The 20,702-nt window shown below is 71.7% G+C and carries 18 protein-coding genes and 1 pseudogene; 10 read left to right on the forward strand and 9 right to left on the reverse strand.

Annotation, left to right across the window (positions count from 1 at the left end; genetic code table 11):
- Position 1: 1 nt before the first annotated feature.
- Complete coding sequence (locus tag ACZ60J_RS14655; protein WP_469681918.1) at positions 2 to 979, reverse strand: carbohydrate kinase family protein; 978 nt, start codon at positions 977 to 979, stop codon at positions 2 to 4.
- Positions 980 to 1,110: 131 nt separating this feature from the next.
- On the opposite strand from ACZ60J_RS14655, the gene ACZ60J_RS14660 reads away from it, so the two are divergent.
- Entirely contained in the window at positions 1,111 to 1,329 is a 219-nt protein-coding gene (locus tag ACZ60J_RS14660) for a hypothetical protein (protein ID WP_469681919.1), read from the forward strand.
- A gap of 93 nt (positions 1,330 to 1,422) precedes the next feature.
- Positions 1,423 to 2,925: a hypothetical protein gene (locus tag ACZ60J_RS14665; RefSeq protein ID WP_469681920.1), complete on the forward strand. Its 1,503-nt coding sequence runs from the start codon at positions 1,423 to 1,425 to the stop codon at positions 2,923 to 2,925.
- Between the two features lie 67 nt (positions 2,926 to 2,992).
- On the opposite strand, the gene erpA is transcribed toward ACZ60J_RS14665, so the two are convergent.
- Positions 2,993 to 3,349 (reverse strand): iron-sulfur cluster insertion protein ErpA, encoded by a 357-nt coding sequence (gene erpA / locus ACZ60J_RS14670; protein ID WP_243330017.1) that lies wholly within the window; start codon positions 3,347 to 3,349, stop codon positions 2,993 to 2,995.
- 319 nt (positions 3,350 to 3,668) lie between these two features.
- Here erpA and nadA point away from each other — a divergent pair, with 319 nt between their 5' ends.
- Positions 3,669 to 4,871 (forward strand): quinolinate synthase NadA, encoded by a 1,203-nt coding sequence (gene nadA / locus ACZ60J_RS14675; protein WP_254383450.1) that lies wholly within the window; start codon positions 3,669 to 3,671, stop codon positions 4,869 to 4,871.
- A 99-nt stretch (positions 4,872 to 4,970) separates the two neighbouring features.
- Here nadA and ACZ60J_RS14680 read toward each other — a convergent pair whose 3' ends face one another.
- The 3 genes from ACZ60J_RS14680 to ACZ60J_RS14690 all read right to left on the reverse strand — a co-directional run bounded on the left by ACZ60J_RS14680 (position 4,971) and on the right by ACZ60J_RS14690 (position 10,120).
- On the reverse strand, positions 4,971 to 8,102 hold the full coding sequence (locus ACZ60J_RS14680; RefSeq protein ID WP_469681922.1) for an efflux RND transporter permease subunit: 3,132 nt from the start codon (positions 8,100 to 8,102) through the stop codon (positions 4,971 to 4,973).
- Between the two features lie 212 nt (positions 8,103 to 8,314).
- Entirely contained in the window at positions 8,315 to 9,031 is a 717-nt protein-coding gene (locus ACZ60J_RS14685) for a response regulator (protein ID WP_469681924.1), read from the reverse strand.
- A gap of 267 nt (positions 9,032 to 9,298) precedes the next feature.
- Positions 9,299 to 10,120 carry an adenosylcobinamide-GDP ribazoletransferase gene (locus ACZ60J_RS14690; protein WP_469681925.1) on the reverse strand — a complete coding sequence of 274 codons (822 nt, stop codon included), beginning with the start codon at positions 10,118 to 10,120 and terminating at the stop codon, positions 9,299 to 9,301.
- Positions 10,121 to 10,190: 70 nt separating this feature from the next.
- Here ACZ60J_RS14690 and ACZ60J_RS14695 point away from each other — a divergent pair, with 70 nt between their 5' ends.
- On the forward strand, positions 10,191 to 10,955 hold the full coding sequence (locus tag ACZ60J_RS14695) for a hypothetical protein (protein ID WP_469681926.1): 765 nt from the start codon (positions 10,191 to 10,193) through the stop codon (positions 10,953 to 10,955).
- A 51-nt stretch (positions 10,956 to 11,006) separates the two neighbouring features.
- On the opposite strand, the gene pspAA is transcribed toward ACZ60J_RS14695, so the two are convergent.
- On the reverse strand, positions 11,007 to 11,285 hold the full coding sequence (gene pspAA / locus ACZ60J_RS14700; RefSeq protein WP_469681927.1) for a PspA-associated protein PspAA: 279 nt from the start codon (positions 11,283 to 11,285) through the stop codon (positions 11,007 to 11,009).
- A gap of 13 nt (positions 11,286 to 11,298) precedes the next feature.
- Positions 11,299 to 12,093 (reverse strand): PspA/IM30 family protein, encoded by a 795-nt coding sequence (locus tag ACZ60J_RS14705; RefSeq protein WP_469681929.1) that lies wholly within the window; start codon positions 12,091 to 12,093, stop codon positions 11,299 to 11,301.
- A 241-nt stretch (positions 12,094 to 12,334) separates the two neighbouring features.
- On the opposite strand from ACZ60J_RS14705, the gene ACZ60J_RS14710 reads away from it, so the two are divergent.
- Positions 12,335 to 12,934: a DUF3043 domain-containing protein gene (locus ACZ60J_RS14710; protein WP_469681931.1), complete on the forward strand. Its 600-nt coding sequence runs from the start codon at positions 12,335 to 12,337 to the stop codon at positions 12,932 to 12,934.
- A gap of 89 nt (positions 12,935 to 13,023) precedes the next feature.
- Positions 13,024 to 13,746, forward strand: a complete 723-nt coding sequence (locus tag ACZ60J_RS14715; protein WP_469681933.1) for a class I SAM-dependent methyltransferase — start codon at positions 13,024 to 13,026, stop codon at positions 13,744 to 13,746.
- A 104-nt stretch (positions 13,747 to 13,850) separates the two neighbouring features.
- On the opposite strand, the gene ACZ60J_RS14720 is transcribed toward ACZ60J_RS14715, so the two are convergent.
- Both ACZ60J_RS14720 and ACZ60J_RS14725 read right to left on the reverse strand, forming a co-directional pair.
- Positions 13,851 to 14,063, reverse strand: a complete 213-nt coding sequence (locus ACZ60J_RS14720) for a hypothetical protein (RefSeq protein WP_469681935.1) — start codon at positions 14,061 to 14,063, stop codon at positions 13,851 to 13,853.
- Positions 14,023 to 15,338 (reverse strand): annotated as a pseudogene (locus ACZ60J_RS14725) (RNA-guided endonuclease InsQ/TnpB family protein). Before ACZ60J_RS14725 ends, ACZ60J_RS14720 begins: the two are co-directional and overlap by 41 nt.
- A 198-nt stretch (positions 15,339 to 15,536) precedes the next feature.
- On the opposite strand from ACZ60J_RS14725, the gene ACZ60J_RS14730 reads away from it, so the two are divergent.
- From ACZ60J_RS14730 to ACZ60J_RS14745, 4 genes are all read left to right on the forward strand, one after another.
- Positions 15,537 to 16,742: a bifunctional adenosylcobinamide kinase/adenosylcobinamide-phosphate guanylyltransferase gene (locus ACZ60J_RS14730; RefSeq protein WP_469681937.1), complete on the forward strand. Its 1,206-nt coding sequence runs from the start codon at positions 15,537 to 15,539 to the stop codon at positions 16,740 to 16,742.
- A 95-nt stretch (positions 16,743 to 16,837) separates the two neighbouring features.
- Positions 16,838 to 17,899 carry a nicotinate-nucleotide--dimethylbenzimidazole phosphoribosyltransferase gene (gene cobT / locus ACZ60J_RS14735; RefSeq protein ID WP_469681939.1) on the forward strand — a complete coding sequence of 354 codons (1,062 nt, stop codon included), beginning with the start codon at positions 16,838 to 16,840 and terminating at the stop codon, positions 17,897 to 17,899.
- A gap of 82 nt (positions 17,900 to 17,981) precedes the next feature.
- Positions 17,982 to 19,955, forward strand: a complete 1,974-nt coding sequence (locus ACZ60J_RS14740; protein WP_469681941.1) for a phosphatidylglycerol lysyltransferase domain-containing protein — start codon at positions 17,982 to 17,984, stop codon at positions 19,953 to 19,955.
- Positions 19,952 to 20,695 (forward strand): hypothetical protein, encoded by a 744-nt coding sequence (locus tag ACZ60J_RS14745; protein WP_469681943.1) that lies wholly within the window; start codon positions 19,952 to 19,954, stop codon positions 20,693 to 20,695. Before ACZ60J_RS14740 ends, ACZ60J_RS14745 begins: the two co-directional genes overlap by 4 nt.
- Positions 20,696 to 20,702: the final 7 nt, after the last annotated feature.

Raw genomic sequence — 20,702 nt, forward strand, 5'->3', positions numbered from 1 at the left:
GTTACGCCGGGAGGTGGGACTGGACTTCCGCCGCCGCCTCGTCGCCGTAGGCCTTCGTGAAGCGCTCCATGAAGTGGGCGCGGGCCAGGGTGTACTCCTGGGTGCCGAGGGTCTCGATGACGAGCGTGGCCAGCATGCAGCCGACCTGCGCCGCCCGCTCCAGGCCGACGCCCCAGCCCAGGCCCGTCAGGAACCCCGCGCGGAACGCGTCGCCGACGCCCGTCGGGTCGACCTTCGCGGTCTCCTCCGGGCAGCCGACCACGATCGGGTCGTGGCCGAGCCGCTCGATGCGGACGCCGTTCGAGCCGAGGGTGGTGACCCGGGTGCCGACCTTCGTCAGGATCTCCGCGTCGGTCCAGCCGGACTTCGCCTCGATGAGGCCCTTCTCGTACTCGTTCGAGAAGAGGTACGTCGCCCCCTCCATCAGGGTGCGGATGTTGTCGCCGTCCATCCGGGCGATCTGCTGCGAGAAGTCCGCCGCGAAGGGGATCTCCCGCGTGCGGCACTCCTCGGTGTGGCGCAGCATCGCCTCGGGGTCGTCCGCGCCGATCAGGACGAGGTCCAGGCCGCCGACCCGGTCCGCGACCGACTTGAGCTCGATCAGGCGGGCCTCGCTCATCGCGCCCGTGTAGAAGGAGCCGATCTGGTTGTGGTCCGCGTCCGTGGTGCAGACGAAGCGCGCGGTGTGCAGGACCTCGGAGATCCGCACGGACTGGGTGTCGACGCCGTTGCGGTCGAGCCAGGCGCGGTACTCGTCGAAGTCGGAGCCGGCGGCTCCGACGAGGATCGGCCGGGCGCCGAGCTGGCCCATGCCGAAGCAGATGTTCGGGCCGACGCCACCCCGTCGCACGTCGAGGTTGTCGACGAGGAAGGAGAGGGAGACCGTGTGCAGCTGGTCCGCGACCAACTGGTCGGCGAAGCGGCCGGGGAAGGTCATGAGGTGGTCGGTGGCGATGGAGCCGGTGACTGCGATACGCACGGCGTGGACGCTCCTGCGAGGGAAGGCAAGGGGACATTCAAAACTACCCGCTCGGCAGGCCGAGGCCGACCGGCAGAAACTACCCCGTAGTAGGTCTTTCTTCCCTCGCGCTGCCGTGCCTACCGTGCCCCATGACCTACACCGATGGCTTCGGGCACGTCCAGCCCTCCGGGAACGCGGCGGGCACCGAGTTCGAACAGCTGCTGGGCGACTGCGCCCGGATGGCCCCGCACTGGCCGGTTCCCTCGGATCCGCGGCCGGATCGGGTGGCCCCCTCGCAGATCATCGGGATCCGCGTCCCGGCGGCCTCCGCCCGCCTCATCGCCTCCACGGCGGTCTACGGCTACTAGGCCGACACCCCCGGACACCCCCCTGGAACCGGATCCGCGTCTGTTCCGTCACACCCGCATCACCCCCTGCGGGACGGGCAAAGGAGCGATGCGGTGACCAGCGAACACCCCGAGCATGTTGATGCACCCGATGCGTCCGCGACACCCGAGGTGCCCGGGACCCCCGGTGCGTCACGTGGCACGCGGCGGCGGCAGGTCTGGGCCGTCGCTTCGATCGCGGCCGCCGTCCTGCTGACCGGCGGCGGCACCGCCATCTGGGCGTCGACCGCCCCCGGCGGGGCGCGTACGGGCGACAGCGCGGCCTCCGCGCCCCGTGCGCAGCCCACGCCGCCCGGGCCCGGCATCGCCCCCGGTGAGCCCGACCCGTCCGGCGGCGGGGTCACGTACACGGCCGACGTCCCGCTCCCGGAGGGCCCGGCCACCGCGCCGACCTTCGCGGCGGGCGGTGAGGTGACCTCCGCCGAGGTGGCCCGGCTCGCGACGGCGCTGGGGATCTCCGGCGCGCCCCGGCTGACCGGGGAGACCTGGCAGGCCGGGGAGAGCGCCGACGGCTCGGGGCCCCGGCTCACGGTGAACCTGAAGGCTCCCGGGACCTGGAACTTCTCCCGCTTCCAGGTCGGCGGCACCGGGGACGACTGTGTGCGCGGCAAGGACACCTGCGGCCCGGCCACCCTCCCCCAGGACCTGGGTCTGGAGCACGGCGGCACCTCCGGGACGCCCGTCTCCGAGGAGGCCGCCAAGGCCGCCGCCGCGCCGGTGCTGGCGGCCGTGGGTCAGGGATCGGCCGCGCTCGACGCGCGGGTCGCCCAGGGCTCCGTACGCGTGGTGACGGCCGATCCGGTGATCGGCGGCCTGCCCACGCAGGGCTGGTCCACCCGGATCGGTGTCGGGGCGGACTCGCGGGTGGTGTCGGGCAGCGGCGAGCTGAAGGTTCCGGCGCGGGCCGCGGACCAGCCGGTGATCGGCGCCGTCGACGCGCTGGCCCGGCTCAACGACAAGGCGCGGGGTTCCGGCGCCAGGGATCCGGGCCCGAGCGGCTGCGCCACGAGCGTTCCGCTGACCCCGGACTCCCCGGACGGCGCCACGGACACGCTGCCGTGCAACCCGGAACCGCGGCCGATGAAGCCGACGCGGACCGAGTCGGTGCGGGGCGCCCAGCTGGGGCTGGTTCCGGGCACGGTCGACGGGGCCCGCGGCCTGGTGCCGGGCTGGCTGTTCGAGGTGGCCGGCAAGGACGGCGGCCCGGGCCACACGGTGGTCCAGTCGGCGGCTCTGACCGAGGAGACTCCCCCGGTCGACCTGCCCACCCCGGTGGACCCGCCCGCGAAGGGACAGACCGTGCCCGGTTTCTCGTACGCCTCGGCCGACCGGACGCTGACCGTGAACTTCTGGGGCGGGGTGTGCAGCACGTACGCCCTGGAGGTCCGGGAGCAGCCCGGGTCGGTGATGGTGAGGATCACGGACACCCCGAACAAGCCGGGGCAGGCCTGCATCATGCTGGCGCAGGAGATGACGGTGTCGGGCACGCTCCAGCAACCGCTGGGCGACCGCAAGGTGATCGACGCGACCACGGGCAAGGCCGTCCCCCGCCAGTAGGGGCCGGGACGCACGAGAGGGGCCCGCCCGCGGATGTCCGCGGTCGGGCCCCTCTCGTCTGCCTGGCTTAGTTGAACGAGTCGCCGCAGGCGCAGGAGCCCGTGGCGTTCGGGTTGTCGATCGTGAAGCCCTGCTTCTCGATGGTGTCGACGAAGTCGATCGACGCGCCGTGCAGGTACGGGGAGCTCATCCGGTCGGTGACGACCTTCACACCGTCGAAGTCCTTCACGACGTCGCCGTCGAGGGAGCGCTCGTCGAAGAAGAGCTGGTAGCGCAGGCCGGAGCAGCCGCCGGGCTGGACGGCGACGCGCAGCGCCAGGTCATCGCGGCCTTCCTGCTCCAGGAGGGTCCTGACCTTCTCGGCGGCGGCGTCGGACAGGAGGATGCCGTCGCTCACGGTGGTCTTTTCGTCCTGTACGGACATCTGCATTCACTCCCGAAGTGGGCGGCTCCCCGCCGGGAGCGGGGAAACGTCGGACTCTTGCCGTCGGTGGCAACGAGCGGGACCGCGGATTCATTCCGGGACCCGACGCGTGTTTCAGAAATTCCATGCTCGCACACCAGCGCGCGGTGGTGTGTCCCCGTGAGGCGGCGGGCGACGGGCGGGCGAATTCGTCACATCGACACTATCGGCATCGTCAAAGTGACGTGAAGCAGTTATGATAGATAGCGTCAAATAGACGAGAAGTCGAAGCTGCGGCTTCAGAGTGGCTTCAGAAGTCCCTTGTCGAAGAACAGAAAGGGTGCGTGTCGTGACCACCGCCCAGCCTTTGGACAACCAGCCCTTGGACGTCCAGCCGACGCCCCTTGCCTTGCTGCTGCTCGGCCGCGAAGCCGACCCCAAGAGCGAGCGCGGGGTGGAGTGCCCCGGCGACCTGCCCTCGCCGTCGGACCCGGACCTCGTGGCGCGCGCCCGTGCCGCCAAGGAGAAGCTCGGGGACAAGGTCTTCATCCTCGGCCACCACTACCAGCGTGACGAGGTCATCGAGTTCGCCGACGTCACCGGTGACTCCTTCAAGCTCGCCAAGGACGCGGCCGCCAAGCCGGAGGCCGAGTACATCGTCTTCTGCGGCGTCCACTTCATGGCCGAGTCCGCGGACATCCTCACCTCGGACGACCAGAAGGTGGTCCTGCCGGACCTGGCCGCGGGCTGCTCGATGGCCGACATGGCCACCGCCGAGCAGGTCGCGGAGTGCTGGGACGTGCTGACCGAGGCCGGCATCGCCGGCGAGACGGTCCCCGTCTCGTACATGAACTCCTCGGCCGACATCAAGGCCTTCACCGGCAAGCACGGCGGCACGATCTGCACCTCGTCCAACGCCAAGAAGGCCCTGGAGTGGGCGTTCGAGCAGGGCGAGAAGATCCTCTTCCTCCCGGACCAGCACCTGGGCCGCAACACCGCCGTCCGCGACATGGGCATGTCCCTCGACGACTGCGTGCTCTACAACCCGCACAAGCCGAACGGCGGCCTGACCGTCGAGCAGCTGCGGAACGCCAAGATGATCCTGTGGCGCGGTCACTGCTCGGTGCACGGCCGGTTCTCGGTCGACTCGGTCAACGACGTGCGCGCCCGCATCCCCGGCGTGAACGTCCTGGTCCACCCGGAGTGCAAGCACGAGGTCGTGGCGGCCGCCGACTACGTCGGCTCCACCGAGTACATCATCAAGGCGCTGGAGGCGGCCCCGGCCGGCTCCAAGTGGGCCATCGGCACCGAGCTGAACCTCGTCCAGCGGCTGGCGAACCGATTCGCCGCGGAGGACAAGGAGGTCGTCTTCCTCGACAAGACGGTCTGCTTCTGCTCGACGATGAACCGCATCGACCTCCCCCACCTGGTGTGGACCCTGGAGTCCCTGGCCGAGGGCAACCTCGTCAACCAGATCCAGGTCGACAAGGAGACCGAGAGCTTCGCCAAGCTCGCCCTGGAGCGGATGCTCGCGCTTCCGTAGCTCCACCGCTCCGCGCCGGACGACCGAAGGGCCGCCCCTCCTGCGAGGGGCGGCCCTTCGGCGTGTGCGGGCGTACGGACGCCCGTGCCGAGCCGGTGGTCAGACCTTGACCGGGCTCTCGTCCTCGGCCGGGGCGGCCGGGGTCGGGACCACGCTCAGGCGGGCCCTCTTCTTCGCACTGCGGCGCTCCTTGCGGAGCTCCAGCATCGTGTAGAGGGTCGGCACCAGGAGCAGGGTCAGCAGGGTGGAGCTGATCAGGCCGCCGATGACGACCACCGCGAGCGGCTGCGAGATGAAGCCGCCCTCGCCGGTGACGCCCAGCGCCATCGGGAGCAGCGCGAAGATCGTCGCCAGTGCCGTCATCAGGATCGGGCGCAGCCGGTGGCGGCCGCCCTCGACGACCGCCTCGATCACGCCGTAGCCCTGGGCGCGGTACTGGTTGACCAGGTCGATCAGGACGATCGCGTTGGTCACGACGATGCCGATGAGCATCAGCATGCCGATCAGCGCCGGGACGCCGAGCGGGGTGCCGGTGACCAGCAGCAGGCCGAGCGCGCCGGTCGCGGCGAACGGGATCGAGACCAGCAGGATCAGCGGCTGGACGAGCGAGCGGAACGTCGCGACGAGCAGCATGAACACGATCGCGATGGCCGCGAGCATGGCCAGGCCCAGCTGGCCGAAGGCCTCGCTCTGGTCCTGTCCGACGCCGCCGATGGTGGCCGTGGCGCCCGCGGGCAGGTCCAGGGCCTTGATCTTCGACTGCAGGGTGGAGCTGACGGCGCCGGTGTTGTCGCCGACCGGCTTCGCGCTGATGGTCGCGGCGCGGGCGCCGTCGATCCGGGTCATCGCGACGGGGCCGGGGACCTCCTTGACCTCGGCGATGTCGCCGAGCTTCACGGGGCCGACGGGCAGCGCCTGCAGCTGGGCCAGGGTGGTGGCCGGCTGCGCGGACTTGATGACGATGTCCCGCTCGGTGTCGTCCAGTACGGCCTTGCCCGCCGGGTTGCCTCGGACGGCCTGGCCGACGATGGCGCCGAGCGCCGCCTGGTTCAGGCCGAACTCCGCCGCCTTGGGGGTGGCGGTGACCGAGATCCGGGGTACGGACTGGGACAGGTCGCTCTGGACGTCGGTGACGTCCTCGATCTTCGCCACCTCGGCGCGGACCTGCTCGGCGGCCTTCGCCAGGACGGCTCCGTCACCGGCCTTGACGACGACGCTGAGGTTCTGGCTGCCGAAGCCGTCGCCGGCCGCGATGGTGGTCTCGCCGATGCCGTCGAGCCCCTTGAGGGCGGTCTCGATGTGCTTCTTGGCGGACTCGGTCTTCCCGGAGTCCTCCAGCGTGACCTGGTACGAGGCCTGGTTGGAGCCCGTACCGCCGCCGAAGGCGGCCAGGAAGCCGGACGAGCCGACGGTGACCTGGTAGTCCTTGACGCCGTCGGTCCCCTCCAGGACCTTCTCGACCTTGCGGCTCGCCTCGTCGGCGGCCGCCAGCGAGGTGCCGGGCGGCAACTGCTGCTTGATGCTGAGGACTTCCTGCTCGCCCTGGTCGAAGAAGTTCGTCTTGAGCAGCGGGGTCATGCCCAGCGTCGCGACGAACACCACGACGGCCACGGCCAGGGTGGCGATCCGGCGGCGGGTGACCAGGTCCAGCGCCCGTACGTAGAACGTCTGGAGCTTGCTGCGGGACTCCTTCTCCTCGGCTTCGCGGCGGGCCTTCTCGATGCTCGCGGCGTCCCCTTCGCTGACGCCCTTCGGCGCGCGCAGGAACCAGTACGAGAGCACCGGCACGACCGTCAGGGAGACGAGCAGCGAGGCCAGCAGGGCCGCGGTGACGGTGATGGAGAACGGGCCGAAGAACTGGCCGACCATGCCGCCGACGAAGGCGATCGGCAGGAAGACGGCGACGGTGGTGAGCGTGGAGGAGGTGACCGCGCCGGCCACCTCCTTGACCGCGGTGATGATCGCGCTGCTGCGCTCCTCGCCGTAGCCGAGGTGCCGCTTGATGTTCTCCAGGACCACGATCGAGTCGTCGACGACCCGGCCGATGGCGATGGTGAGCGCGCCCAGCGTCAGCATGTTGAGGGAGAGGTCACGCGTCCACAGCACGATCAGCGCGAGGACGACGGACAGCGGGATGGAGACCGCGGTGACCAGCGTCGAGCGCACCGAGCCGAGGAAGACCAGGATCACGATGACCGCGAAGGCCAGGCCGAGCATGCCCTCGGTGGTCAGGCCCGAGATGGACTTGGCGACGGCCGGACCCTGGTCGCTGACCACGGTCAGGTCGGCGCCGGAGCCCAGGGTGGTGCGGAGCTCGGGCAGCTTGTCCTCGACCGCGTCCGAGATGGCGACGGCGCTGCCGTCCTTGTCCATGGTGAGGACCACGGCGAGGCTGGGCTTGCCGTTGGTGCGGGTGATCGAGTCGGCCTTGGCCGGCTCCTGCTTCACGCCCGCCACGTCGCCGAGGCGGACGGCGGGCTTGCCCGGTCCGGCGCTCAGGCGCAGGTCCTCCAGCTGGGCGAGCGAGGTGAAGCCCGAACCGACGCGCACGGTGCGGTTCTTGCCCGCCTCGTCGAAGGAGCCCGCGGGGACGGTGGCGCCGCCCGCCTGCAGGCCCTGGGCCAGGGCCGCGCCGTCGAGGCCGGCGGCGGCGAGCTTGGCGTCGTCGGGGGTGACGGTGACCTGGAGGTCCCGGACCCCGTCGACGGTGACCTGGCCGACGCCCGCGATGTCCTCCAGTGCGGGGACCACGGACTTGTTCAGCTGGTCGGCCAGCGCCTGCTGGTCCTTGTCGGAGGTGACGGCGAGGACCACGGTCGGGATGTCGTCGGTGGAGCCGGCGATCACCTGCGGGTCCACCTCGGCGGGCAGCCGTACGCGGGCCCGGTTGACGGCCTGCTGCACGTCGGCAACGAGCTGCTTGGTGCCCTCGTCGCCGTAGTCGAAGGTCGCCATGATCAGGGCGTTGCCCTCGCTGGCGGTGGAGGTGACGCCGGTGATGCCGTCGACGCCCTTGAGCATGGCTTCGATCGGTTCGACGACCTGCTTCTCCACCACGTCGGGCGAGGCGCCCTGGTACGGCGCGAGCACGGTCACCATCGGCAGGTCGATGGAGGGCAGCAGCTGCTGCTTGAGCTGCGGGATGGCTATGGCGCCGAAGAGGAGCGCGACGAGCGACACGAGGCCGATCAGCGCCCTTTGGGCGAGGCTGAAGCGGGACAGCCGGAACATGGCTATGGGGATCTCTCTGCAGGGACGCGGTGACGTCGACGAGGCATGACGGGCAGCCGTGCCTTCGGGCACGCGCGGGGCCCCTCAGCCTCTCGTGCCCACGGGCGCGCCGACGTCGCCCCCAGGTCTCGTCCTTATCCGGGGCATACCGCGTCCGCAGTAGGCGGGAGTACTCCGAACCGCTCGGGACGACTCCGCCCCGCCCTGCGGATCTACTCGGCCCTGGGCCGGACCAGTCCCGATTCGTACGCGATGACCACCAATTGCGCCCTGTCGCGGGCGCCGAGCTTGGACATGGCCCGGTTCACGTGGGTCTTGACGGTGAGCGGGCTGACCTCCAGCCGGCGGGCGATCTCGTCGTTGGACAGGCCCGCGGCCACGAGGACGAGGACCTCGCGTTCGCGTCCGGTCAGCGCGGCCAGGCGCTGTCCGTGGGCGGCGCCCGCGGCGGGGGTGTCCCCCGCGCCGCCGCCCTGCGCGAGGAAGGTGGCGATGAGCCCCTTGGTGGCGGCCGGGGAGAGCAGCGCGTCTCCGGCGGCCGCGACGCGGATGGCGTTGAGCAGTTCCTCCGGCTCGGCGCCCTTGCCGAGGAAACCGGAGGCGCCCGCCCGCAGGGCCGCCGCCACGTACTCGTCCACCTCGAAGGTCGTCAGCATCACCACGCGCACGCCGGCCAGTTCGGGGTCGGCGCTGATCAGCCGGGTGGCGGCGAGGCCGTCGGTGCCGGGCATCCGGATGTCCATGAGCACGACGTCGGGCCGGACCGCGCGCGCCAGTTCGAGGGCCTGCGCCCCGTCGGAGGCCTCCCCGACGACGCACATGTCGGCCTCGGAGTCGACGAGCACCTTGAACGCGCTGCGCAGCAGGGCCTGGTCGTCGGCGAGGAGCACCCGGATGGGCGACGGTTCCTGGTTCGGGGTCGTTTCCACGCCCCGACCCTACGTCGCCCCGCGCCCGGCGGGGCCGGCCGGACGGCCCGGACGGCCCGTGCCCGGGACACCGCGGGCCCGGCACGATCCGAAAGGGACGGTCTAGGCCATCTCTTTCGGATCTTGTCGGCCGAGCTCGCGGCGTCTGGTGCCGTGCCTGGGCGCGCTGTCGGGGCGCTCGCGTACTGGGCGTACTCGGTCGCCCCGGCAGTGCGGCCAGGCGCGGTGCCAGGCGCCGCGGGCCCGGCACGATCCGAAAGAGACGGCCTAGCCCAGGGCCAGTACGACCAGGGCCGTCGTCGCCGAGACCTCGGCCAGGGATCCGAACACGTCCCCGGTGACCCCGTCGAAGCGGCGCACGCACCGGCGGAGCAGGGCCTCGGCCGCCAGCAGGGCGGCCAGGACCGCCGCCGCGTGCTGCGCGGCGGCCGGCAGGCCCAGCGGCAGTGCGGCGGCGGCGGACAGGACCAGTACGAGCCCGGCGACGGCGGCGGCCGCCTCGCGCGGGACGACTCCGGCGACGGCCGCGCCCAGCCCCTCTGGGCGGGCCGGGGGGACCCCGTCGCGGGAGGCCAGGGTCATGGCGAGCCGGGCGGTGACGGCGGCGAGCACGGCGGCCAGGGCTCCCCGGATCCAGCTGTCGGCGTACACGTTCGCCAGCGCCGCGACCTGGACCAGCAGCACGAACACCAGCGCCACCACCCCGAACGGGCCGATGTCGGACTGCTTCATGATGCGCAGCGCGGCGTCGGCCGGCTTGGCGCTGCCCAGTCCGTCCACCGTGTCGGCGAGGCCGTCCAGGTGCAGGGCGCGGGTCAGGGCCGCCGGCACGGCGACGGTGACGGCCGCGGCGAGCAGCGGCCCGCCGCCGCAGACCAGGAGGAGCACGCCGGGCACGGCCGCGAGGAGCCCCACGACGAGCCCGGCGAGCGGGGCGCAGGCCATGCCGGTGCGGGCGGCGGGACGGTCCCAGCGGGTGATACGGGTGGGCAGCACGGTGAGCGTGCCGAAGGCGAAGCGGACCCCGTCAAGCAGCGAGGCGCGCTCCGGGGGCGGCGTCGGGGACGGGCCGTCGTACGAATCTGTCATCGGCGCGAACGCTACCTGCTCGACGGGACCGGTAAGTTACCCATAAGGCCCCAAATCGGGAGGTGGTGGCATGGGTCACTGGTGGTATCGCAACATCGTGGAGCCCGGGAAGCTCCCGCTGCTCCTCGCACTGGTCTCCTTCGTCCTGTCCTTCCTGGTCACCCGCGTGATCACCCGCCTGATCCGGGCGGGCCGGGGGCCCTTCAAGAACGTCACCCCGGGCGGCCTGCACATCCACCACGTGGTCCCCGGCGTGGTCCTCGTGATCATCGGCGGCTTCGGGGCGATCGGGAGCGCCCGGCACAGCTTCGGGGCGGGCCTGTCGGCCGTGATCTTCGGACTGGGCGCGGGGCTGGTGCTGGACGAGTTCGCGCTGATCCTGCACCTGGACGACGTCTACTGGAGCGAGCAGGGCCGCAAGAGCGTGGAGATCGTGGTCCTGACGGCCGCGATCGTGGCGCTGGTCCTGGGCGGCTTCCTGCCCTTCGGGGTCAACGACCTCACCCAGGACGAACGGCACAACCGCGGCCTGGTCGCCATGAACACGGCGACCAACTTCTTCCTCGCGCTGATCGCCCTGTGGAAGGGCAAGGCGCGCACCGCGTTCTTCGGCGTGGTCATCCCCTTCGTGGCCCTCATCGGGGCGATCCGCCTCGCCCGGCCCGGTTCCCCGTACGCCAAGAAGTTCTACGCGAACCGGCCGAAGGCCCGCGCCAAGGCCGGACTGCGCGCCTTCCACCACGACCGGCGGTGGTCCAGACCGCGCCGGAAGTTCGAGGAGTTCATCGGCGGGACCCCGGACTCGGAACGACCCTCCGAGAAGGAGCCGCACTGACGGAAGGGCCCGCCCCCCGAGGGGCGGGCCCTTCTTCACGTCTGCTCCCGGTCAGCCCGGGATCAGCCCGTCGTCGCTGAGCATCTCCCGCACCTCGTCCAGCGAGGCGTCGGGGGCGGGCAGGATCAGCTCGGACGGCTCCAGCGCCTCGTCGGGCAGCGGCTCGCCGAGCCGCCGCACGGCGGCGAGCAGCTCGCCCAGCGTGCGCCGGAAGCCCTCCTCGTCGCCGCTCTCCATCTCGGCGAGCAGTTCGTCGTCCAGCGTGTTGAGCTCGGCGAAGTGGCTGTCCGCCAGCTCCACCTGACCTTCCCCCATGATGCGGACAATCATGACGGGCCCCGTCCTACTGCTTGTCGAACCGGTGCTGGGTCTGCGACTGCTGGCCGGCGCCCGGGGCGCCGCCCTCGATGGCCGACTGCTGGGCGGAGGGGCCGCCCGCCAGCTCGGCCTTCATGCGCTGGAGCTCCAGCTCCACGTCCGTCCCGCCGGAGAGGCGGTCGAGCTCGGCCTGGATGTCGTCCTTGGAGCCGAGGCCGCTCTGGTCGTCGAGCGCGCCGGAGGCGAGCAGCTCGTCGATCGCGCCGGCGCGGGCCTGGAGCTGCGCCGTCTTGTCCTCGGCACGCTGGATGGCCAGGCCGACGTCGCTCATCTCCTCGGAGATGCCGGAGAAGGACTCGGCGATCCGCGTCTGCGCCTGGGCGGCCGTGTACGTGGCCTTGATGGTCTCCTTCTTCGTACGGAAGGCGTCCACCTTGGCCTGGAGCCGCTGCGCGGCGAGGGTCAGCTTCTCCTCCTCGCCCTGCAGGGTCTGGTGCTGCACCTCCAGGTCGCTGACCTGCTGCTGCAGCGAGGCGCGGCGGGACAGGGCCTCGCGGGCCAGGTCCTCGCGGCCCAGGGCCAGCGCCTTGCGGCCCTGGTCCTCCAGCTTGGCGGACTGGCCCTGGAGCTGGTTGAGCTGCAGCTCCAGCCGCTTGCGGGAGGTCGCCACGTCGGCGACGCCGCGGCGCACCTTCTGCAGCAGTTCGAGCTGCTTCTGGTACGAGTAGTCGAGGGTCTCGCGCGGGTCCTCGGCCCGGTCCAGGGCCTTGTTCGCCTTCGCGCGGAAGATCATCCCCATACGCTTCATGACACCGCTCATGGGCTTCGCGCGCCCCCTTCTAGACGGACTGTGCTCCAGGTCACCAACAAGACCCACAGTACGGGCCCTGCCTCTATTACCGCACTGTTCGAGCGGGGATGCGCTCCTCCTCCAGGACGACTGCTCGTCCGCCGTGTCAGGCGTAAGGAGTAGGTGCTTCCCTCAGGTAGGACGCCCGCCGTTGCCGGATCGTTCCCCGGCGGGATGGGGCGCGTGGCCCTGACCACGTACCCTTGGGTTTGTGTTTGGTAGCCGATCCTCCAAGGAAGAGAAGGACGCCGCCACCGACAAGGTGAGCGCCGACCTCTCGCAGCCCCGTGACCCTCAGGCCCCGAAGGGCCGCCCGACGCCGAAGCGTGCTGTGGCCCAGTCGCAGCGCAAGGCCGTGGTGGCTTCGACCGGCAACCGCAAGGAGGATGCCAAGCGAGCTCGTGAGCGCCGCCGGGTCGAGATGACCAAGCAGCGCGAGGCCCTCGCCAATGGCGACGAGCGTTATCTGCCCAACCGCGACAAGGGTCCCGTGCGCCGCTACGTGCGCGACTTCGTGGACTCCCGCTTCTCCGTCGCCGAGATGTTCCTGCCGCTGGCCGTGATCATCCTGGTGCTGAGCATGGTGCGGGTGCCGTCCATCCAGAACATCGCGCTGCTGCTGTGGCTCGGCGTGATCGCGCTGATCATCGTCGACTCCATCGGCATGTTCATCCGCCTGCGCAAGGCCCTGAACCAGCGCTTCCCGAACGAGCCCAAGCGCGGCGCCGTCGCGTACGGCCTGATGCGCACCCTCCAGATGCGCCGGCTGCGTCTGCCGAAGCCTCAGGTCAAGCGCGGGGAACGGCCCTGAGCCCAGGAACGCCCGGAGCGTTCGGCGGGGGTGGCTTCGCGGACGGGGCCCGACTGTGGCTGGAAGGCCTGGGCGGGCTCCGCAACGCGGTGCGCCAGGAGCTCGTCGGCCGTCAGGTGGACGAGCAGATCGCGCACCGCTTCCCCGTGGGACAGCGGTTGCGCGTCCTCGACGTCGGCATGGGCCAGGGCACCCAGGCGCTGCGCCTGGCCCGCGCCGGGCACATGGTGACCGGGCTGGAACAGGATCCGGCGATGCTGGCCGTCGCCCGCGAGGCGCTGGCCGCCGAGCCCGCCGGGATCCAGGACCGCGTCCGCCTCATGGAGGGCGACGGCCGGGAGACCGGCGCGCACTTCCTGCCGGGCAGCTTCGACGTCGTGCTCTGCCACGGCGTCCTCATGTACGTGCCCGAGCCGGACGCCATGCTCGCCGGGCTCGCCCGGATGCTGGCCCCCGGCGGGCTGCTGTCCCTGCTGGTGCGCAACGGCGACGCCCTCGCCATGCGGCCGGGCCTGCACGGTGACTGGACGGGAGCGCTGGCGGCCTTCGAGGGCGTCGACTACACGAACCGGCTCGGCCTGGACGTGCGCGCGGACCGGCTGGCCACGCTGACCGCGACCCTGTCGGGGATCGGCGCCCCGCTGCAGACCTGGTACGGGGTGCGCGTCTTCACCGACGGCACCGAGGCGGCGGACAAGCTCCCCGCCGAGGCGGAACTGGAGCGGCTGCTCGCCGCCGAGGACCGCGCCGGGCGGACCGACCCCTACCGCGGGGTCGCGGCCCTGCTGCACCTGTGCGGCGTCCGGGGCTGAGCCCCGGGCCGCAGAGCGGCCGCGGACACCGCCGAGCCCGGACCCCCGAGGGGTCCGGGCTCTCGCACACCGGGCCGGTACCGGTCAGCACCGGTGTGGGCCGGTCAGAGCTCAGCGGCCTCGCGCAGGCTCATCGTGTAGAGCTGGACCCCGTTGTCGTCGGACAGCTTCACCTGTTCGGTACCGCCCTCCAGCAGGTCCTTCCAGTACTCGCCGATCCAGGATTCGGCGTCCCCCTGCGTGGTGAACTCCTCCGGCACCACCGACGGGCTGGTCTCACTGCCGTCGCCCGTCTCGAACCGCCACGTCCACGCCATGTCCGCCTCCGTTGCTCGTCCGCTTCTCACACGCTTCTCGCCTAGAGTGTGCCCGCAGATTGACATGCTCCCTGGCCAAAGGGCCAGGAATTCCTACAACGGCCGCGTGACCGTCTCGGTGGCTTCCTGCTTCAACACGCTGTGCCGGGAGCTTGCTCCCGGTCTTACCTGCGCTCTGCGAGGCGTTTAGCCTGTCCGCCCGTCCGGCGGCCAGTGTGTTCTTCGAAGCGTTGTCGTCACGGTCGTGCACGGCACCGCAGGCCCCACAGCTCCAGATGCGGACATGGAGCGGCTTGGGGCCGTCCTTGACCCCGCACGTGGAGCAAACCTGGGAGGTCGGCTCAAACCGGCCGATCCTCCCGAAGTACCGACCGTGCTTGGCTGCCTTGTATTCCAGCATGCTCACGAACGCGGACCACCCCGCATCGTTGACGGACTTGGCCAGGCGGGTGCGCGCAAGGCCGGACACCGCGAGGTCTTCCACGTATACCGCTTGGTTGTCGCGGATGATCCGTGTGGACGTCTTGTGATGCCAGTCCCTGCGCCGGTCGGCCACCTTTGCATGCTGCCGGGCCACCTTGCCGCGGGCCTTGCCCCGGTTCCTCGACCCCTTCGCCTTGCGGGAGAGGTCCCTCTGCAGGCGTTTGAGCTTCTTCTCCGCCCGACGCAAGAACCTCGGGGAATGGATCCGTGTGCCGTCGGAGAGTACGGCGAATACCGACAACCCCAGGTCGATTCCGACTTCGGGAATCACCTCGGGCAGAAGCTCAGGCTCAGGGTCGACGACGAAACTCGCGAAGTACCGGCCCGCCGAGTCCTTGACAACCGTGAGCGAGGTCGGCGGGGCGGGCAACGGCCTCGACCACATCACACGCAGCTCTCCCACCTTGGCCACATACACCCTGCCGTTCGCCCGGACCGAGAACGCGTTGGAGCTCAACCGGATCGACTGACGGGCGTCCTTCTTCGACTTGAACCGGGGCGGCGCCATTTTCCGGCCCTTTCGCTTGCCCCGAACGGAGTCGAAGAAGTTCTTGTAGGCAACGTCCAGATCCCTCAGCGCATGCTGGAGAACCACGGCTGACACCTCCGCCAGCCAGGAACGCTCCGTTGTCCGCTTCGCCTGGGTGATGCGCGCCTTGGACAGATCGGCTGACGCCGGGTAGGGCATACCCGCCGCGTGCGCTTCCCTCCGGTCGCGTAGACAGTCGTTCTCGCCAACGCCCGACGCTGAGAGGCATCTGGATACACCCGGTAGTTGTAGCGGAGCTTCACGTGAGCGACCGTAGCGCTCTCAGGAGCAGCGGGAGGATGTCACGTCGATTCGGGGTCCATGTGGGAGAAAGCGGCGTGTCGTCTCTTTGTCCGCGGTAACAGCTCACGCGGCTCCGAACCACCCGCAGAGCCGTCCTTCACGCAGAGCCACCAGGAACCGGGCGCGCAGCAGTCCCGGGGACGCGGGAGGATCATCCTGTGGAACTGACTCTGCTCGGCACCGGTACGCCCGAAGGACTGCCCCGCCCCGGCTGTCCCTGCGCCGCGTGCGCGCTCTCCGTGGGGCCCCGGGCGCGCGCCGCCACCTCCGTGCTCGTGGACGGGGCGCTGCTGCTGGACCTGACGCCCGGGGCGGTGCTCGCCGGCGCCCGGGCGGGGCATTCGCTGGCCGCCGTACGGCAGGTCCTGCTGACCCACCCGCACGACGGCCCCGCCGTCGAGCTGCCGCCGGGGCTGCCGGCGGCCGGGCGGGTGCCGGACGGGCGGGAGCTCGCGGTGATCTCCGGGCACCGGGTGCGGGCCGTGCCGATGGACGCGCCGGGCACCGGGTACGAGGTGACCGGGCCGGACGGTGCCCGGATGCTGTACCTGCCGCCGGGCGGCGCCCCGGCCGGGACCGCGGGCACCAGCGGGCGGCGCCCGTACGACGTGGTCCTCGCGGACGTGCTCGGCCGGCCGGAGGCGCTGGCGCGGCTGCGGGCCAGCGGGGCGGTGGGCCCGGCGACGGACGTGATCGCCGTCCACCTGGACCACGACACCCCGCCGGGCGCGGAACTGGAGCGCCGGTGCGCCGCCGCGGGTGCGCGGACGGTGCCGGACGGGACCACGGTGGCGGCCGGGGAGTACCGGCCGGCGCCCGAGGTGCCGCGGCGGACCCTGGTCCTGGGCGGCGCCCGGTCGGGCAAGTCGTACGAGGCCGAGCGCCGGCTGACCGGCTACCCGGAGGTGGTCTACGTGGCCACGGGCGGTACGCGCGAGGGCGACGCGGACTGGGCCGCGCGGATCGGGCTCCACCGCGAGCGCAGGGCCGCGTCCTGGCGGACCGTGGAGACCTGCGATCTGGTGCCGCTGCTGGCGCAGGAGGGGCCGGCGCTGCTCATCGACTGCCTGGCGCTGTGGCTCACGGACGCCATGGACCGGGCCGGTGCCTGGGACGACTCCGTCTGGGCGGGCGGGGGGAGCAAGGAGCTGGCCGCGCGCGTCGGCGACCTGGTGGCGGCGGTCCGGGCCACCCGCCGGCAGGTGGTGCTGGTCAGCAACGAGGTCGGCTCCGGGGTCGTTCCGGCGACGTCGGCGGGGCGGCGGTTCCGCGACGAGCTGGGGCGGCTGAACGCGGGGGTCGCCGGGGAGTGCGAGCACGTCCTCCTGGTGGTGGCGGGGCAGGCACTGACCCTGAAGCAGTAGCCGCCGCGCCGTACGCGCCCCCGCCCCGCGGCGGCAACGCCCCGGGGCGTGAGGAGCGTTCGAGCCCCCCGGGGCTCCGCTGTACCCTCTGGCAAATGACCACGCTGAATCTCGACGACTTCTCCGATCTGATCGAGCGCCCCGACGCGGGCGTGCGGCGTGACGCCGAGGAACGCCGTGAACGGCTGGCCGTGCCGGCCGGGGCGCTGGGGCGGCTCGACGAACTGGCCGAGTGGCTCGCCGCCGCCCAGGGGCGGGTGCCGGTCAAGCCGATCGAGCGGCCGCGCGTCGTGCTGTTCGCCGCCGACCACGGGGTGGCCTCCGAGGGGGTCTCCGTACGTCCCGCCGGCGGCGCCCACGAGCTGGTACGGGCCGTCCTGGACGGCCGGAGCCCGGTGGCGATCCTGGCCGAGCGGCTCGGCGCCTCCGTACGGATCGTCGATGCCGGCCTGGACTGCGACCCCGACCTGCTGCCCCCGGAGATCACCAAGCACCGGGTCCGGCGGGGCAGCGGGCGCATCGACGTCGAGGACGCGCTGACGGCCGAGGAGGCCGCGGCCGCTCTGCAGCTCGGCATCCGGATCGCCGACGAGGAGGCCGACTCCGGGACCGACCTGGTCGTCCTCGGAGACCTGAGCGTCGGCGGGACCACGGTCGCCGCGACCCTGGTAGCCGCCCTGTGCGGCACCGACGCCTCCGTGGTCACGGGCCGCGGCGGCATGCCGATCGACGACCTGGCCTGGATGCGCAAGTGCGCGGCGATCCGCGACGCGCTGCGACGCGCCCGGCCCGTCCTCGGGGATCAGGTCGCGCTGCTCGCCACCGTGGGCGGCGCCGACGTCGCGGCGATCACCGGCTTCCTGCTCCAGTGCGCGGTGCGCCGCACCCCCGTGATCCTCGACGGGGTGGTCTCGGCGGCCTGCGGGCTGGTGGCCCAGCGGGCCGCTTTCCGGGCCCCGGACTGGTGGCTGGCCGGACAGGCGAGCGGGGAGCCCGGCCAGGCGAAGGCACTGGACCGGATGGCACTCAACCCCGTGCTCGACCACGGCGTCACTGTGGGAGAAGGAACCGGGGCGCTGCTGGCTCTCCCCCTCGTCCAGGCGGCCGCCGCACTCGCGGCGGAACTCCCCGAACGGGCGGCCGAGCCGACCGAATGAGTCACCGGGGCCCGCGGTCCTGACCAGGCCGCGGCCCTCGGGACCCCAGCACGGACCGCGATGCCCCATATCATCGCTTTTTATGGGAGAGGTCCGTTTGACCAGCGCAGAGACCGATCGGAAGACCGACCGAGGTACGGGTGGGGATCCGAACGGCAGAAACAATCAGGGGGGCGGGCGGGGGAACGCCCAGGCCAACACCCCGGCGAACGCCCAGGCCAACGGCCAGGCGAACGCCCAAGGTTCCGCACCGGCCGGCCAGGGGGCCGCCCGGAGCACCGGCCGCGGAAGCGTCCGCTCGCGGCGCAGCGCCACCTTCGCGGTCTGGTACCTGCGGGCCGTCACCTTCGTCAACCTGCTCAGCGCGGTGTGGTTCTCGCTCGGCCAGGACCTGCGCCGGCACAGCACCGCCGATTTCTACACCCCGTACCTGCTCACGGCGGGCTTCGCCTCCGCGGCGTTCTCGCTGCTGCTCACCGTCACCATGGGCCGCCGCAAGCGCGCGGCCTGGATCCTGAACCTGGTGCTCAGCGGGCTGCTGCTGGCGGCCTTCGCGATGGCCGCCGTCGCCTCCTTCACCCCGTGCTCGGGGGGCTCGTACGAGTTCTGCTACCCGGAGTTCCGCGTCCACCCGCAGAACTGGGTGGCCTTCGGGCTGACCGCGCTCTTCGTCGGCGCACTGCTGCTGGGCCGCCGGGAGTTCTACGCCAAGGGCGACCGCTCCAACCCGCTGCTGGCCAGCCTGGTCGCCTCCGTCGGCCTGCTGGTGACCTCGCTGGTCGCCGCCCTGCTGGTCGGTGCGACCAACACCGACCCGGACGCCGCCGACGCCACCTTCCTGGCCCGCTGGCGGTACGGCGTGATGCGGCTGGTCACCCTCGCCCCCGACGACAAGGCGTACAACGCGATCACCACCCCGAGCTGGGTGGACGTGGCCATCAACGTCATGTCGACGCTGCTGCTGCTCGCCGTGCTCTTCGCGGCCTTCCGCTCGCGCCGCGCCGTGGACCCGATCACCGAGGAGGACGAGGAGAGGCTGCGGCTGCTGCTCGCCCGGCACGGCGACCGCGACTCGCTGGGCTACTTCGCGCTGCGCCGCGAGAAGTCCGTCATCTGGTCCCCCACCGGCAAGGCCGCGGTCACCTACCGCGTCGTCGGCGGGGTCTCGCTGGCCTCCGGCGACCCGATCGGCGACCCCGAGGCCTGGCCCGGCGCCATCGACCCGTGGCTGGCCGAGGCCCGCGAGCACGGCTGGGTGCCGGCCGTGATGGGCGCGAGCGAGGAGGCCGGGCAGATCTACGCCCGGCACGGACTGGACGCGCTGGAGCTGGGCGACGAGGCCATCGTCGAGACCGACGAGTTCACCCTGGAGGGCCGCGCCATGCGCACCGTCCGCCAGGCGTACAACCGCGTCAAGCGGGCCGGGTACACCGTCCGCATCCGCCGGCACGCCGACATCCCGGCCGAGGAGATGGACGTGCTCCTGCTGCGCGCCGACGACTGGCGCGACGGCGCGACCGAGCGCGGCTTCTCCATGGCACTGGGCCGGCTGGGCGATCCCGACGACGGCCAGTGCGTGATGCTGGAGTGCTTCGACGGCGAGGGCGAGCTGCGCGCCGTGCTGTCCTTCGTGCCCTGGGGACCCAAGGGGCTGTCGCTGGACCTGATGCGCCGTGACCGGGATTCCGAGAACGGTCTGATGGAGTTCATGGTCATCGAACTCCTGGAGCGGTCAAAGGAGATCGGGGTCACACAGGTCTCGCTGAACTTCGCGATGTTCCGTTCCGTCTTCGAGCGCGGGTCGAAGCTCGGCGCCGGTCCGGTGCTGCGTCTGTGGCGCTCGCTGCTGAGCTTCTTCTCGCGCTGGTGGCAGATCGAGTCCCTCTACCGGGCCAACGCCAAATACCGGCCGATCTGGGAACCGAGGTTCATGCTCTTCGAGAAGAGTTCGGACCTGCTGCGGATCGGTATCGCCGCGGGCCGGGCCGAGGGCTTCCTGGAAGCACCCGGGCTGCCGAAGTGGATGCACCGCAGACATCTGGAGAGCAAGCGTTGACCACTGCCTCACTGCGGCGGTTCGCCCGCCGCGAGTGGGGGCCCCTGTACCGGACGGTCCGGGACGCACTCGTCCGCGACAGGTGGCGGGCGATCCCGATGACCCTCGGCGCGGTCTGCCTGACCGCCGTCCTCTGGATCCTCCAGCAGACGTCATGGGGCTTCCAGCCGGTGCAGGACCTCGGGTCGGTCAAGGCCGTCGACCCGCTCTGGCTGGCCCTGCTGCGGACCCCGCTGTCGCTGTTCGTCCCGGCGCTGGACCTGCCGGTGTGGGGTGCGCTCGCGCAGATCCTCCTCGTCTTCGGGATCGCGGAGATCTGCATCGGCTGGTGGCGCACGCTGGTCATCGGCTACGTGGCCACCCTGGCCGGGACCACGTACGCGCGGATCGGGCTCTCGCTCGGTCCGGACCACCCCTTCGGCCTGCCCGTGTCGGACAGGATCGTCAACGACACCGGGCCCTCGGCGGCGGTGGTCGGACTCGCCGTCTACGTCTGCTGGCGCTACCGGGCCTACCTGACCGGCTCCCTCGTCATCCTGGTGATGATCGGCGAGCTGCTCTTCAAGGACAACCTGGCGGGCAAGGAACACCTGGCCGCGATCGCCTCGGTGATGCTGATCTGCCTGGTCCGCGCCAAGTGGGGACCCGAGCGCTCCCGGGCCCCGCTCGGGCGGCCCCGGGACGCGGCCCCTCCCCCGGCCCCGCCCGGGGCGCCTCCCGTCCCGCCGCCCCGGGTCTGAGAACGCG

This window comes from Streptomyces sp. NPDC104226, assembly GCF_055584085.1.

Coding starts and splice junctions, on each gene's coding strand:
- ACZ60J_RS14660 (WP_469681919.1), top strand. CDS start 1,111: ATGACCTACACCGATGGCTTCGGGCACGTCCAGCCCTCCGGGAACGCG.
- erpA (WP_243330017.1), bottom strand. CDS start 3,349: ATGTCCGTACAGGACGAAAAGACCACCGTGAGCGACGGCATCCTCCTG.
- ACZ60J_RS14680 (WP_469681922.1), bottom strand. CDS start 8,102: ATGTTCCGGCTGTCCCGCTTCAGCCTCGCCCAAAGGGCGCTGATCGGC.
- ACZ60J_RS14690 (WP_469681925.1), bottom strand. CDS start 10,120: ATGACAGATTCGTACGACGGCCCGTCCCCGACGCCGCCCCCGGAGCGC.
- ACZ60J_RS14695 (WP_469681926.1), top strand. CDS start 10,191: ATGGGTCACTGGTGGTATCGCAACATCGTGGAGCCCGGGAAGCTCCCG.
- pspAA (WP_469681927.1), bottom strand. CDS start 11,285: ATGATTGTCCGCATCATGGGGGAAGGTCAGGTGGAGCTGGCGGACAGC.
- ACZ60J_RS14705 (WP_469681929.1), bottom strand. CDS start 12,093: ATGAGCGGTGTCATGAAGCGTATGGGGATGATCTTCCGCGCGAAGGCG.
- ACZ60J_RS14720 (WP_469681935.1), bottom strand. CDS start 14,063: ATGGCGTGGACGTGGCGGTTCGAGACGGGCGACGGCAGTGAGACCAGC.
- cobT (WP_469681939.1), top strand. CDS start 16,838: ATGACCACGCTGAATCTCGACGACTTCTCCGATCTGATCGAGCGCCCC.
- ACZ60J_RS14740 (WP_469681941.1), top strand. CDS start 17,982: ATGGGAGAGGTCCGTTTGACCAGCGCAGAGACCGATCGGAAGACCGAC.